This is a genomic window from Streptococcus sp. Marseille-Q8145 (assembly GCF_965112035.1).
The window spans coordinates 435147-449732 of sequence record NZ_CBCOPQ010000002.1 but is presented as its reverse complement, the minus strand read 5'-3'; the positions used below and the strand labels follow the sequence as shown (position 1 = coordinate 449732).

General features: G+C 44.8%; 15 protein-coding genes. 2 read left to right on the top strand and 13 right to left on the bottom strand.

Features of this window, described 5'->3' with window-relative positions:
- Positions 1-7 precede the first annotated feature (7 nt).
- Genes tsaD through tsaB form a run of 3 tightly spaced genes read right to left on the bottom strand, consistent with a single transcriptional unit; the run spans position 8 to position 2143 of the window.
- On the bottom strand, positions 8-1018 hold the full coding sequence (gene tsaD / locus ACWPVL_RS05625) for a tRNA (adenosine(37)-N6)-threonylcarbamoyltransferase complex transferase subunit TsaD (protein WP_454387469.1): 1011 nt from the start codon (positions 1016-1018) through the stop codon (positions 8-10).
- Positions 1008-1460 carry a ribosomal protein S18-alanine N-acetyltransferase gene (gene rimI, locus ACWPVL_RS05620; protein ID WP_454387467.1) on the bottom strand — a complete coding sequence of 151 codons (453 nt, stop codon included), beginning with the start codon at positions 1458-1460 and terminating at the stop codon, positions 1008-1010. The genes tsaD and rimI overlap by 11 nt, the downstream gene beginning before the upstream one ends.
- On the bottom strand, positions 1457-2143 hold the full coding sequence (gene tsaB, locus ACWPVL_RS05615; RefSeq protein ID WP_454387683.1) for a tRNA (adenosine(37)-N6)-threonylcarbamoyltransferase complex dimerization subunit type 1 TsaB: 687 nt from the start codon (positions 2141-2143) through the stop codon (positions 1457-1459). The genes rimI and tsaB overlap by 4 nt, the downstream gene beginning before the upstream one ends.
- A gap of 287 nt (positions 2144-2430) precedes the next feature.
- On the opposite strand from tsaB, the gene ACWPVL_RS05610 reads away from it, so the two are divergent.
- Both ACWPVL_RS05610 and rnjA read left to right on the top strand, forming a co-directional pair.
- Positions 2431-2661, top strand: a complete 231-nt coding sequence (locus tag ACWPVL_RS05610) for a DNA-dependent RNA polymerase subunit epsilon (protein WP_045497905.1) — start codon at positions 2431-2433, stop codon at positions 2659-2661.
- Positions 2662-2664: 3 nt separating this feature from the next.
- A complete protein-coding gene (gene rnjA, locus ACWPVL_RS05605; RefSeq protein ID WP_314043680.1) occupies positions 2665-4347 on the top strand; it encodes a ribonuclease J1 in 1683 nt (560 codons plus the stop codon).
- Positions 4348-4434: 87 nt separating this feature from the next.
- Here rnjA and ACWPVL_RS05600 read toward each other — a convergent pair whose 3' ends face one another.
- From ACWPVL_RS05600 to ACWPVL_RS05555, 10 genes are all read right to left on the bottom strand, one after another.
- Positions 4435-4839: a GNAT family N-acetyltransferase gene (locus tag ACWPVL_RS05600; protein WP_314043682.1), complete on the bottom strand. Its 405-nt coding sequence runs from the start codon at positions 4837-4839 to the stop codon at positions 4435-4437.
- Between the two features lie 49 nt (positions 4840-4888).
- The gene (dnaJ, locus tag ACWPVL_RS05595) at positions 4889-6022 is read right to left on the bottom strand and encodes a molecular chaperone DnaJ (protein ID WP_045497925.1); all 1134 of its coding nucleotides are present in this window, start codon (positions 6020-6022) and stop codon (positions 4889-4891) included.
- Between the two features lie 263 nt (positions 6023-6285).
- Entirely contained in the window at positions 6286-6918 is a 633-nt protein-coding gene (locus ACWPVL_RS05590; protein WP_454387463.1) for a DJ-1/PfpI family protein, read from the bottom strand.
- Between the two features lie 215 nt (positions 6919-7133).
- Positions 7134-8957, bottom strand: a complete 1824-nt coding sequence (gene dnaK, locus ACWPVL_RS05585; RefSeq protein WP_414263678.1) for a molecular chaperone DnaK — start codon at positions 8955-8957, stop codon at positions 7134-7136.
- 338 nt (positions 8958-9295) lie between these two features.
- The gene (gene grpE, locus ACWPVL_RS05580) at positions 9296-9862 is read right to left on the bottom strand and encodes a nucleotide exchange factor GrpE (protein WP_454387461.1); all 567 of its coding nucleotides are present in this window, start codon (positions 9860-9862) and stop codon (positions 9296-9298) included.
- 38 nt (positions 9863-9900) lie between these two features.
- Positions 9901-10935 carry a heat-inducible transcriptional repressor HrcA gene (gene hrcA / locus ACWPVL_RS05575; protein WP_454387459.1) on the bottom strand — a complete coding sequence of 345 codons (1035 nt, stop codon included), beginning with the start codon at positions 10933-10935 and terminating at the stop codon, positions 9901-9903.
- A gap of 194 nt (positions 10936-11129) precedes the next feature.
- A complete protein-coding gene (locus tag ACWPVL_RS05570) occupies positions 11130-11681 on the bottom strand; it encodes a ClbS/DfsB family four-helix bundle protein (RefSeq protein WP_454387457.1) in 552 nt (183 codons plus the stop codon).
- Between the two features lie 12 nt (positions 11682-11693).
- On the bottom strand, positions 11694-12308 hold the full coding sequence (locus ACWPVL_RS05565) for a GyrI-like domain-containing protein (protein ID WP_454387455.1): 615 nt from the start codon (positions 12306-12308) through the stop codon (positions 11694-11696).
- 60 nt (positions 12309-12368) lie between these two features.
- A complete protein-coding gene (locus ACWPVL_RS05560; protein WP_454387453.1) occupies positions 12369-13268 on the bottom strand; it encodes a helix-turn-helix transcriptional regulator in 900 nt (299 codons plus the stop codon).
- Positions 13269-13586: 318 nt separating this feature from the next.
- Positions 13587-14459: a mechanosensitive ion channel family protein gene (locus ACWPVL_RS05555; protein WP_454387451.1), complete on the bottom strand. Its 873-nt coding sequence runs from the start codon at positions 14457-14459 to the stop codon at positions 13587-13589.
- Positions 14460-14586 lie beyond the last annotated feature (127 nt).

The following is a 14586-nucleotide window of genomic DNA, read 5'->3' as shown; positions in this document are numbered from 1 at the left end:
TTCTCCTTTACTCCATGGTTTCAAAAGCCAGACTTGGCTTCGCATTGAGGTCCAAACCGGCAAAATTTTCCTTATTCCACTCACTGACACTGGCATAGGCAATCATACCAGCATTGTCACCGCAGAGGCGCAGTGGCGGAATAATCACCTTGACATCCTGAATCTCAGCTGCCAAGCGTTCTCTCAGACCTTGATTGGCCGCAACGCCGCCCGCTACGACCAGAGTCTTGACTGGATATTTTTCCAGCGCTCTCTTAGTCTTGGCCATGAGAATATCCATGACCGCTGCCTGAAAGCTTGCTGACAGGTCTTGGTTAGACAAGACTTCTCCCTTTTGCTGGGCATTGTGGTGCAGATTGATAAAAGCCGACTTGAGACCGGAAAAAGAGAATTCCAGATTGTCTTCCTTAATCATCGCCCGCGGAAAATCATATATATCCTGTCCCTCATGAGCCAGCTGATCAATCTCCCGGCCTGCTGGATAGGTCAGCTCCATAACGCGACCGACCTTATCATAGGCTTCACCGACCGCATCATCGCGAGTTTCCCCCACAATCTTATAGTCACCAGCTTGACTGACATAGACCAGCTCAGTATGACCGCCGCTGACCAAGAGAGCCAGCAAAGGAAATTCCAAGGGCTCCACGCTCTGGGCTGCCATCAGGTGCCCAGCCATATGATTGACTGGAATCAAGGGAATCCCATGAGCCCAGGCAAAGGACTTGGCTGCCGCCAAACCGACCAAAAGAGCCCCAACCAGACCAGGGCCATAGGTAACGGCCACCGCTGTAACTTGCTCCTCGCTAATCCCTGCTTCTGCCAAAGCCTCCTCAATGCAAACCGTAATGACTTCCACATGGTGGCGGCTGGCCACTTCCGGTACCACTCCGCCAAAACGCTTGTGGCTCTCAATCTGGCTGGCAATGACATTACTCAAAAGCTCGGTTTCATTCTTCAGAACCGCCACACTGGTCTCGTCACAAGACGTCTCAAAAGCTAAAATATATCTATCTTTCATGGATCTCTCTTTTCATAACAATCGCGTCTTCCACCGGCGCATGGTAGTAGGCCTTCCGCCGCGCGATTTCTTCAAATTTTTCTTTTTTGTAAAATAGCAGAGCTGGCTTGTTGGACTCCCTCACTTCGAGGAAAATTTCTTTATCTGCTGGCAAAAAGTCAAACAAGGCTGTCGCGATTTTCTGCCCCTGATAGCTAGGCAATACAGCAATCTGCAGGACTTCTGCTTCAAAGTCTGTCTCCTGCCAGACTAAAAAGCCGACCAGCTGACTCTCATCTTCTGCTAGCGCATAACTATTCACATCTGAGCGCAGAAGCTCTGCCACTTGATCCGCTGTCCAAGGGCTGACCTCATAGACTGCAAGTAAGAGCTGTTCCAGCTCTTTTGCGAGAGGTACCGCGTCCGCATCCGAGCTGGCGCTCCATTTTCTCATCTCAATCATAGGCGCTGAATGTAAGAATCACTGGATTCCTGATGGGTCTTGAGCCAATTTTCCTCCGCCTCAACCCGCTTGAGATAGTTAGGAACAAAGTCATAAATGGACTGGGCTGGCAAGTCTAGACCGAGACGACCAACAGCCGCTGCGTCTGGCAAAGTTGGCTGAATGGCAGCCTGAGGAAGAGCCGCTTCAATCTGCTCCACAAAAGCTGCTGTCTCTCCGACAAAAGTAACTGGCTGATTAGCAGCGCCAGCCATTTCCAAAACCTCTGCCAAAGGCAGGTGAGCTTCCGGTCGTACAGCCTGACCAGACTGGTAAAAACCAGCATAGACATTATTGCGGCGGGCATCCATGATGGGAATGACCAAACCTTCCACCTGCTCTGGTACTAAAGCCAGCAGACTAGATACTCCAACCAGCTCAATCTTGAGGGTATGCGCCAGAGTCTTAGCTGTCGCCACCGCAATTCTCAGGCCTGTGTAGCTGCCCGGCCCCTGCGCCACCACGATCCGATCCAAATCTGCTGGCTTCATATCCAGACTATTCATCAGAAAATCGATAGCCGGCATAAGGGTAATGCTATGATTTTTCTTGATATTGAGCGTCACCTGCCCCAAGAGCTCCTCATTCTCTAAAATCGCTAGAGACAGAGCCTTATTTGACGTATCCATCGCTAAAATGTTCATCATTTTCTTCCTTACTCGAGTGTTTGCTTTTTATTATACTACAAAAGCAGCGACAAGGGTAGAGAGAGGCAGTCATTTGGTTACCCAGATTGTCCTTAAAAGCTTTTCTGAAAATCTCCACAAGATTTTCTCGGCTATGTCTTTTACTAAAAGCTGGTTTTATGATATAATTGGTTAGAATTATATCGAATCAAGGTCAATCTACTACTCATAAAACTGAATAAAAGAAAACAGCTGATTAGCTGTCGTTTTCTGTAGCTTGATCGTGAAAAATGGAAGGAAATAAAATGATTTACAAAGTTTTTTATCAAGAAACAAAAGAACGCAGCCCACGCCGTGAACAAACACGTGCTCTCTACTTGGATATAGAAGCAACCGATGAATTAGAAGGCCGCATCAAAGCCCGCAAATTGGTTGAAGAAAAGACTCCTTACAATATCGAATTTATCGAACTCTTGTCTGACAAACACTTGGAATACGAAAAAGAGTCAGGCGCCTTCGAATTGACGGAGTTGTAACCTATGGCATATAACTTAAAGAAAGAAGAAGTTGGTGTTTTCGCCATCGGCGGTCTGGGCGAAATCGGTAAAAACACCTACGGAATTGAGTATCAAGATGAGATTATCATTGTTGATGCTGGGATTAAATTCCCTGAAGACGACCTCTTGGGTATCGACTATGTTATCCCCGACTACTCTTATATCGTAGAAAATATCGACCGCGTGAAAGCTGTCCTCATCACCCACGGGCACGAGGACCACATCGGTGGCATTCCTTTCCTGCTCAAGCAAGCCAATGTTCCCATCTATGCTGGCCCTTTGGCTCTGGCTCTCATTCGGGGCAAGCTAGAAGAGCATGGACTTTTGCGTGATGCCAAGCTCTATGAAATCAATCAAAATACAGAGTTGACCTTTAAAAATCTGAAGGCGACCTTCTTCCGCACAACCCACTCGATTCCAGAACCTTTGGGGATTGTCATTCATACGCCACAAGGCAAGATTGTCTGTACCGGTGACTTCAAGTTTGACTTTACACCAGTCGGTGAGCCAGCAGACTTGCACCGCATGGCTGCTCTGGGCGAAGAAGGCGTACTCTGCCTCCTGTCTGACTCGACCAATGCTGAAGTTCCGACCTTTACCAATTCCGAAAAAGTGGTCGGACAGTCTATCATGAAGATTATCGAAGGCATACATGGACGGATTATTTTCGCTTCCTTTGCTTCAAACATCTTCCGCCTCCAGCAGGCAGCAGAAGCTGCTGTCAAGACAGGGCGCAAAATTGCGGTCTTTGGCCGCTCCATGGAAAAGGCTATTGTCAACGGGATTGAGCTGGGCTATATCAAGGTTCCCAAAGATACCTTCATCGAGCCAAATGAACTCAAGGACTATCCAGCTGGTGAAGTGCTGATTATGTGTACCGGAAGTCAGGGTGAGCCCATGGCAGCACTGTCTCGGATTGCTAATGGTACCCACCGTCAGGTGCAACTGCAACCTGGAGATACGGTCATCTTCTCATCTAGCCCAATCCCTGGAAACACCACTAGCGTCAACAAGCTGATCAACATCATTTCCGAAGCTGGCGTCGAAGTGATTCACGGTAAGATTAACAATATCCACACCTCTGGACACGGTGGCCAACAAGAGCAGAAACTCATGCTCCGCTTGATCAAGCCTAAATATTTCATGCCAGTCCATGGTGAATACCGCATGCAGAAAGTCCATGCAGGTCTAGCCGTTGATACTGGAGTACCAAAAGACAATATCTTCATCATGAGCAATGGTGATGTGCTGGCTCTGACAGCTGACTCAGCTCGTATTGCCGGCAGCTTCAACGCTCAGGATATTTATGTTGATGGGAACCGCATTGGTGAAATCGGAGCTGCAGTCCTGCGCGACCGTAAAGACCTGTCAGAGGACGGCGTTGTCCTGGCTGTCGCGACGGTTGATTTTGAGTCCAAGATGATTTTAGCCGGTCCAGATATTCTCAGCCGTGGCTTTATCTACATGCGCGAATCAGGTGATCTCATTCGCCAAAGCCAGCGCATCCTCTTCAATGCTATTCGCATTGCCCTTAAGAATAAAGATGCCAGCGTCCAATCTGTCAGCGGCGCTATCGTCAACGCCTTGCGGCCTTTCCTCTACGAAAGCACCGAGCGCGAACCGATTATCATTCCGATGGTGCTTACACCAGACGAAGAAAACTAAAAAAACAAGCTTTGCTAGACTAGCAAAGCTTATTTTTTGTAAACTTTAATGGTAATTGGCAATTGACTTCCATCTATTGAGAATGGCTCAGCTCAGTCGCTTGATGAAATGATATTTGGTCACACCTTTTTGTGGAACATCTTCCAGACTGGCATAGATTTCATAGCCTTGCTTGATATAAAAATCCTTGGCCTGATAGGATTTAGTGGACAAGGTGATACTGCTGACTCCCGCTTTCTCAGCCTTTTCTTCTAATTCTGCCAGCAGACTGGCTCCCAAACCTTTTTTCTGATGTTCTTTATCCACCACCAAAGCCTTGATATGGATGTTTTCCAACACCTGCTGAGCATGGAGCAAGGCGATTAAGTTTCCTTCCTCTTCCCGTGTCAGATAATAATCCTTGGGCTCCAGTTCTTCAAGCCTAGCTGACCCAAAAGAAGCCTCATATTGCTCCTTGAAAACTTGCTCAATAAAGTCTTGAAATTCTGTCATTTCTTTCTCCTAACGAAAAAGCAGAATAATAACTCTGCTTTTTCCTTCATTATTCCCCTTCAAAGACATCTTTCATCTTATCAAAGAAGCCTTTCTTTTTAGGGCTCACTGTGATGTCTCCAGCCGCCGCAAAATCCTTAAGAGCCGCCTTTTGACGGTCATTGAGGCCTGTCGGCGTTACGACATTGACAGTGACATATTGGTCACCTACACTTCCATCGCGCAGATTTGGTGCTCCCTTACCACGCAGACGGAAACGTTTGCCAGTCTGGGTTCCCTCTGGGATCGTCAATTCAACATTTCCATGCACAGTTGGGATTTCCACACTGTCACCCAGAGCTGCTTGCACAAAGTTGAGGTTGAGCTTGTAGTAAATGGTAGAACCGTCACGTTCAAATTTATCGCTTGGCTCAACGTTCACCACTACATACAAGTCTCCATAAGGACCGCCATTAAAGCCTGCCTCACCTTGACCCGCCAAGCGAACTCGTTGACCTGTTTCCACACCAGCTGGAATTTTTACATGAACGCTATGCGCTTGCTTTTCATGTCCCGTTCCATGGCAGGTCTCGCACGGACTTTTAATTTCTTGTCCGCGACCATGACAGACATCACAGGTTACTTGACGACGCATCATGCCTAGTGGTGTCTGAGTATCGACGTTAATAACACCAGAGCCGTGACAGCGACCACAAGTTACTGGGCTAGTTCCTGGCTTAGCACCTGAACCATGACAAGTCCGACAGCTAGCTTCACGATTGTATTTCACTTCTTTTTCTGTACCGAAAATAGCCTCTTCAAAGCGGAGATTTACCCGATACTGGAGATCGTCTCCTTGACGCGGAGCGTTTGGATTACGAGTCGCGCCACCGCCAAAGAAGCTAGAAAAGATATCTTCGAAGCCACCAAAACCAGAGCCATCAAAGCCACCGAAGCCGCCTGCACCGCCGCCAAAGCCGCCATTGGCACCCGCCGCACCATATTGGTCATAGGCAGCCCGCTTTTGCTCATCGCTCAGCGTTTCATAAGCCTCTTGGACTTCCTTATATTTATCTTCCGCCCCAGGCTCCTTATTGATATCTGGGTGATATTTTTTAGATAATTTCCGATAGGCTCTCTTGATCTCATCCTGAGAAGCATTCTTAGAGACACCTAAACGATCATAAAATTCAGTATTGTTCATACAAGATACCAAGAGCGAACAGAAAGCGACTGAAATTTAGGAAACCGACAAGAAATCCTGATTTCTTAGGAGGTTTATCTAATTTCCAAGCCTTCCGCTCGGGTTCAATTACGAACACCCTTGTTCCTTTCTGTTAATATTGCGGAACAAAACCTCGATTTAGGTCGGGTTCAGTTCCTTTCTTTTATATTGAATCAGAATTTCTGGAACTCGAGTTCAATTACGAACACCCTTATTCCTTTCTATAATTTATAAGTAAATCATTAGAGGGTATTTTCTATACTCTGCTTCACTTCATCAAACTCTTTGTCCGATAGAGTAAAAATCAAGTCCTCTTCTGAATATTCGTTCTGTTCTTTAAAATAGTTGTCAGTATTTTCTGCCAAACCTAGACCAAGAATCACTTTTCTTGCAAACTCTTGATGTGCAAAGCCAATAGCAGTAATGATATTTTTATCTTGCAGGACAGCTTTTGCTTCGAAATTTTCCCGAGGAAGAAATTCAAAATAGTCAAAGAAGTTTTGCCAAATCCCACCTGTAAATTTCGTATCGTTCAATAAACCTGCTTTTGCCAACAAAATAGGCGCTGAAGAAATGGCTGCAATTAAGATATCCTGCTTGCCGAGTCCCCTCAAAAACGAATTTAATTTTTCATCCTGTAGAGCAGGCCCTATATTTACCATTCCTGGCAAAATCACACAAGAATACTCTCCTATACGTACTTGATCCAATGTTTTTGTGGGTAAACAAGGCAAGCCATCTTCAGAGACCACCATCGAATAATCTGAAGCTACATAATCAATCGTGATGTCAAAAGACAGAGCTAAAGTACTTGTTAAAGAGGCTATCTCATAAAGAGAAAAATTGGGATAAAGGATACAAAGTACTTTTTTCATAAGCAACACCCTCTATTTTACCGAAATCCAGAGGCTGGGTTGCAACCTCTGGATTTCTTCCTATCATTACGACGTTCAAGTTTTAAAAATCAAACTAGTAATGTTGAATTGAGCACGCCCTAACCTCTTGGTGAAAAAGATAAATCTTTCTAGAAACTAAAGTTTCTGCGTCAGATTTCCTATTTTCACTGTGAGGTTTTAACGGGCTTTGCATCTTATTTTTCAGTAAACTCTCCATCTACGACGTCATCACCTGCGTTTCCTGTTGCTTGTGCGCCTTCTGCTCCTGCTTGGGCTTGTTGAGCCGCTGCGGCTTGTTCGTAGAGTTTCACTGCCAAAGCTTGCGCTTTTTCGTTCAACGCTTCAAGTTTTGCTTTCATGTCGTCCAAGTTGTTGTCTTCTTGCGCTTTCTTAAGGTCATCAAGGGCAGCTTGGGCAGCGTCACGCTCTGCGTCGAAGCCTTTGCCTTCAGTTTCCTTGATGGTCTTTTCAGTCGCAAAGATAGCTTGGTCAACTTCATTACGAAGGTCAACTTCTTCTTTACGTTTCTTGTCTGCTTCAGCGTTAGCTTCTGCATCTTTCATCATGCGGTCGATTTCTTCATCAGTCAAACCTGAGTTTGATTGGATAACAATTGTTTGTTCTTTTTGAGTTCCAAGGTCTTTGGCCTTAACAGATACGATACCGTTCTTGTCAATGTCAAATGTTACTTCGATTTGAGGAATTCCACGAGGTGCAGCTGGGATGTCTGTCAATTGGAAACGTCCAAGAGTCTTGTTATCTGCTGCCATTGGGCGTTCACCTTGAAGAACGTGGATATCAACGGCTGGTTGGTTGTCCGCTGCAGTTGAGAAGACTTGTGATTTAGAAGTTGGAATTGTTGTGTTGCGGTCAATCAGCTTAGTGAAGACGCCACCCATTGTTTCGATACCAAGTGACAATGGTGTTACGTCAAGAAGGACAACGTCTTTGACATCACCAGTGATGACACCACCTTGGATAGCAGCACCCATAGCAACTACTTCATCAGGGTTCACTGATTTGTTTGGCTCTTTACCAGTTTCAGCCTTAACAGCTTCCACAACTGCAGGAATACGAGTTGAACCACCGACAAGGATCACTTCGTCAATATCTGACAAGCTCAAACCTGCGTCTGAAAGGGCTTGACGAACTGGAACTTTTGTACGTTCTACAAGGTCACGAGTCAAATCGTCGAATTTCGCACGAGTCAAAGTCATTTCCAAGTGAAGGGGTCCAGCTTCACCAGCAGTGATAAATGGCAAGCTAATCTGAGTTGAAGTTACACCAGAAAGGTCTTTCTTAGCTTTTTCAGCTGCATCTTTCAAACGTTGCATTGCCATCTTGTCAGTAGACAAGTCAATACCGTTTTCTTTCTTGAATTCTGCTACCAAGTGGTCGATAATCTTTTGGTCAAAGTCGTCACCACCGAGTTTGTTATCCCCTGCAGTTGCCAATACATCGAAGACACCGTCACCCAATTCAAGGATAGATACGTCGAATGTACCACCACCAAGGTCGAATACCAAGATTTTTTCTTCTTTATCAGTCTTGTCCAAACCGTAAGCAAGGGCTGCTGCAGTTGGTTCGTTGACGATACGTTCTACTTCAAGACCAGCGATTTTACCAGCGTCTTTTGTTGCTTGACGTTGAGCGTCGTTAAAGTAGGCTGGAACTGTGATAACTGCTTTAGTTACTTTTTCACCAAGGTAATCTTCAGCATAGCCTTTCAAGTATTGAAGGATCATCGCTGAGATTTCTTGTGGAGTGTATTCTTTTCCGTTTGCAGAAACTTTTTCAGAAGTTCCCATCTTAGATTTGATAGAGATTACTGTATCTGGGTTTGTAACCGCTTGACGTTTTGCAGCATCACCAACGATGATTTCTCCGTTTTTGAATGACACTACAGATGGAGTTGTGCGGTTTCCTTCTGGGTTTGCGATGATTTTGCTTTCAGTTCCTTCAAGAACCGCAACTGCTGAGTTTGTTGTACCTAAGTCAATACCGATAATTTTAGACATGTGTTTTTCTCCTTAAGTTTTTTCTTCTATTTTTTGATATTTCCCTTAAGTGGTGGGGACGTGAGCAACTCCCTACGGGATTTCATCACTTATTTTTGAGCCCAAAGTCTCAAAAATCCCCTGTTTCAGTAGCACAAGCTACTGAAATTTTCACCACGGCGGAAAATATCGTTTTTGCAAGCCTCTGGCTTGCCTCTTATCTTCATTCATAGTTTAGTGTCGTTTCGGACAAGGTTTACGCAGTAGCTGATTGGCAGTTCACTTCGCAAACGCTCGTGACCAGCCTAATCACCTTTGCGGGGGTGCGTCAACGAAATCACAGATTTCTGACTTACCGCCTAGTTATACACCACTACCATAGCTGGTCTTAGGATGCGATCATGGAGTTTATAGCCTTTTTGGAAGACTTGGGCAATGGTATCTGCTGGGTGTTCATCGTCTGCTGGAAGAGTTTGGATGGCCATATGGTAGTTATGGTCAAATGCTCCGTCAGCTACGATTTCTTCAATTCCTTCTTCTTTAAGGGCATGAATTAAGCTTTCTTGTACCATCTCCAAGCCTTTTTTGACGTCGTCTGTCAATCCTTCAACGGCAAGTGCACGCTCAAGGTTATCCAAAGAAGGGAGAATCGCTTTTGCCAAATCTTGGCTACGATAGCGTTGCAAGAGTTGACGTTCTTCATTGGCACGACGTTGGATATTTTGCATTTCTGCATGAGCGCGAAGGTATTTATTTTCAAAGTCTTCTGCACGCTCATTTGCTAGTTCTAGTTCTGATTTTTCAGGAGTAGTTTCATCCGCTTCTTTAGCGGTTTCTACCTTTTCTTCTGCAGTCTCTACAGCTTCTTCAGTAGCTTCTACCACTTCCTCTTCTTTTACTTCTTCGTTTTTTGTTTCCTCAGACATTTTTCGCCTCCTTTTTAGGAATTTATGTAATTTCATGTTCAACTCACCTCATAATGATTGCTACTCAGATATCGGTAGAAATCTGTGAGTTTCATAGTCAAGACTCGATTGACAACATTGAGCTGACTGACCACCTTTTGGTAATCCAGATTGACTGGACCGACCACTGCCAGCATACCAAAGCCTCGATAGGGAATTAAAAATTTGCTGGAAATCAAGGTTAGATTGGCCAGACAGTCCTCTTGACTGTCCGCAACACGGACATTTTGCATCTGATCCTCAGCTAGACTATCACGGATTTCAAAAGCCACCTTCTGACGATCATCAAAGAACTGATAAGCCTCAAGATCCGCAAAACGTAGCAACTGAACCTTACCAGCTACAGCTACTTTTTCCGAAAACATCTGAGCAAAAATATGCTCAAAGAGATCGAGAACATTGTCCGTCGTCGTAAAGTAACGCTGGATAATCTGCGGAATCTCTGTCCGAATCTTGTAGTGGATATCTAAAACCGTCTGTCCCAGAAAGCGCTCCTGAATCATATCCCTCAAGCGCAGTAGGTCATCCTGGAGAAAATTCCTAGGAATCATGAACTGACTGGTCAGGGTATTGGACTCATCCAGAGTAAAGACAGCTAAGGCTGCGTGCTGGCTAATAACAACGATATCAAAAGCCGTCAGCCGTTGCCGACTAGGCTCGACGTCAAGAGCTACAACCGTGCAAGCACTCAACTCTGCCAAGACGTCCGCTGCCCGCTGCAGGATATCCTCCAGCTTGAAGAACTCTTGGTCGAAAGCTTTGACAACCTCGTAGAGCTCATTTTCCGCAAGCTGATCAAAGGTCAAGGAATGACGGACAAAATACTGGAAACCAGCGACACTGGGTTTGCGACCACTCGATGTATGGGCCTTTTCTAGTAACCCTTCCTTTTCCAAGGCTGCCATGTCATTACGGATGGTAGCACTCGAAGACTGGATAGACTCTTGCAAGGCTTTAGAACCGACAGGCTCATGCGTCTTGGTAAAGATATCAATAATTAGATTTAAAATCTCATTTTGGCGTTCTGTTACCAAGGACCTCACCTCTCTTTAGAAAATTTCCAGCCACTGGCGAGATTTTATTTTTTATATTTAGCACTCTGACACATCGAGTGCTAAGTTATGATTCTATTATACACTCTTAAAAATGAATGTCAAGACAAAAAAACCAAAAAATTAGCACTCTTTTTGCAAGAGTGCTAAAAATCGGTCTCAAGTCCTAGAAAACTTTATTGGACAAGATTCCTTTTACAATTCTTTTGATGAGCTTTAAGCTTTTTCATAGCCCAATCATAGTGGCTGGATGTAGAGCTGACAAAATAAGAACCCAAGGTCGTTCCGCCCGTCCATCTATAAACTCCCTTGGAAAACAATTCTTCATTGGTTAGGGTTGCAGCTAGGTCCAGGACAGCTTTATGTGAATTAACCAATAAAGAACTCGCCTCCTCAAGAGAGGTCTGCTGGTGCTTTTCCCAAAATGCGATATTCATCTCACCATAAGTTCTCCAATTGTAGGGAGCAGGCAGGAAGGACTTCTCTTCTCCCCTTTGATTGGCCTGCACCCAGTTGAGCAGCAGTTGGTGCCACTCATAAAGATGGATTAAGACATCCCTCAGGTTCCGATCGCGCTTCCAGTGGGCTTCTTTCTTTTTCTCATCCTTTGAAAAATCAAAGGGCCTCGCCAACTCTTCTGCTGTCATGTTCGAAATAAGTAGATTCAGTTTTTCGAAATTTTCTGTAGCTGCAGCCAGCAAATCGTTTTTTGTTGTAGGTCTTGGCATGACAAATTCCTCCTATCTGACGGAATACCTTAAGATGGTTTTCAACTTTTCTTCTGGTGTCCTATTTTTGTTGCTCAAGTAAATCTCTCTGTGAACTTGGTCGCATCTCTCCAGTCCCAAGCTGCTTGCCAGCCTATCCATTTCTTCAAAAGAAGCCGGCTCACTGTCATAACTTCCTACGTGTAAGACCTGAATGGCCCGCTCCTCTGATAATCTTTGAAAACAAATGTCGTCGTAGAAAGAATTAGGCTTTTTCTTACGGACATTCTCAAGCGCCGTCGCAAAAATGTCCTGAGTGATGACATTGGGCTGCTGAATCATGAGCTGATAGCGAAGTCGACTTTTATCGAAGCCTTCCCCAGCAGCTTTTTCCCAGATACCTTCCAAAGGATAGACCGTGAAATCCGTCACCTCGTCTTCCGCCTCATCTTTCATCATGGATTTAAAGAGCATTTTTATGGAATAGGCCAGCGAATAAAGGACAGATACCCGCTCAGAGAAATCTGCTTCATTGGGGTCGCCCGCCCCTTCGATCACAATGAACTGTTGACTCGGTACCTCTACCAGCTCTGGCTTTTGCTTGGCTCCATAAATGCCTTTCTCGCTCTTTCTCCATTCATATTTCATCTTGCTGCCTCCTTTTATCTTCTTACCATTAGTATACAAGAAGATACCTGACACCCTATGTCAAGTTTTATATTTTTCTACCAGCCTAGAAAGCATTTCCTTCATTTTCACTCGGATTTCGGGCGGATCTAAGACCTCCACAGAGTCTCCAAAGGACAGGATGTAACTGTACAAACGGTGATCGTTGGGAATCTCGATTTCTGTATATAAATTTCCTTCGGCATCTGTCCGAATGTCTCCGCTTAGTTCATCATAAACCCTGAAGGCCACTTTGCGATCAAACTTGACTGTCAGTTTAATGGTATTTTCATAGGTCAGTTCCTTTTCCAAGACGACATCTTCAAAGCTGTCCTCAAATCTCTCCTCCAGCCGCTCCAAATTTTTCATCCGAGATAGCTTAAAATACCTGAATTCCTGTCGCAAGAGGCAAAAAGCATAAAGATACCAACTCTGATTTTTAAACAACAAGCGTATAGGCTTAACACGACGGCTTGTCTCCTGCTCGTCACTAGCAAAGTAAGAAAAAGAAACAAGGTGCTTGCCTAGAATCGCAGTTTTTAATTGGCGAAAGCTTTCTTCATATGCTTTATCGTTTTGCCAGTGATTAAAATCGATTTCGATCCAGTTGGGATTTTTAATTTGAAAAAGCGCCGAAAGCTTTGTAAGCAGGTCACTTTGGTAAAGCTGACTGGTGCTCTCCAGACCTTGCAGGGACGCCATGATCTGCTCTTTCTCCTCCGCTGTCAGCAAGGACTTCCGCAAGACATAATCCTTCGCGATTTCTATACCGCCACCCTTTCCTTGCGTGGTATAAATCGGAACCCCAGCGCTGCTTAGAGAGTCCACGTCTCGATAAATAGTCCGAACCGAAACTTCAAATTTCTCTGCTAGCTCCGTTGCAGTCACTTTTCCTCTCTCCAAAATGTAGTACAGTATCTGAAATAGTCGATTATTCTGCATACCTGCTCCTTCTCCTCTTCCTATTATACAATACTTGCCATAGCATGTCATATTTAGGCAGGTTAGACCTAGGATAAGCTGTAATGAAAAAGAGAGTGGGACAGAAATCGGTAATTCGTTAGAATTCGATTTCGTCGTCCCACCTCCGCACAGTTGAGTAGGGCTGTAAAAGCTGATGAAATCAGCGTAGTAGAGCCCACTCAACCACTGCGTCTTGCTCGACAATCCAAAGACAATTGAGAGGCTAGGACTTTCGTCCCAGCCTCTTTTAGTAATTAGAAACCTTATTTTCGATAGATATTATTCTCATGACCACTACTAAGCTTTGCCACTATTTCCTGTGACAGGGGCAAACGTTGGCAAAGCCACTCCTTCTTTTAGCAGGGCTTCATGATAGAGCTTATAGAAAATATGATACAGGCTCGCTTGCATACCGCTTGCAACGATTAGACTAATTCGAAAATAAAACTGGCCGCTCGCAGTCATTTGCGGTCCCAGAATATCAGGTTCCTTCAAAACTTCTGGATGTTCTGGCACAGCTTCCTGATTGACAGCAGCGATAATCCGATAAATCTCATCCAAATCCGTCTCAGCATAGATAGGAATATCAATCAAAACCCGCATATCGCCACGGGAAAGATTGCTTACAACGGTGATATTTCGGTTGGGCACAAAGTGAAGAGTTCCGTCCGCATCGCGTACCTGCGTAGTCCGAATCCCAACACTGACAACCGTTCCTGCGATCTTGATAGCACCATTGGTCAAGCGAACATTGTCCCCTACATCCAATTGACGCTCTAAGAGAATAAAGAAACCGTTGACTAGGTCGGACAGAAAGCCCTGCGCTCCCATCCCAATGGCTACGCCGGCAATCCCTGCCCCAGCCAAAAGACTTGAGACCGGCAAGCCCAAAATGGATAAAACCCAGTAGAACAAAAGAAAATAAAGGGCATAATTGAGCAAATTCTCAATTAAGCGCATAATGGTCTTTTGCCGAGCGACATCCTGCCGTGATAATTTCAAAGATGGCGCAATCAGTCTAGTCACAAAAAGATGGAGAATTTTCTTAGCCACCCAAAATAGTAAACACAAAAAGACCAAAGAGACGAATTTTGAAAACACATCATCTAAAATAGCTGACCAGTCAAATTGCTGGAAATAGCGTGTGAAAACATTCCCATTAGCTGTCATTCTTTCCTCCTATGAGACACAAAAATCGTATTCATTATACCACAAAGGGCGGCGGATAATCATCAAAGCGGCCTTATTCTATATAGGGTATACCAAAAAATATTGATTTTATACGACCTCTAGCGTA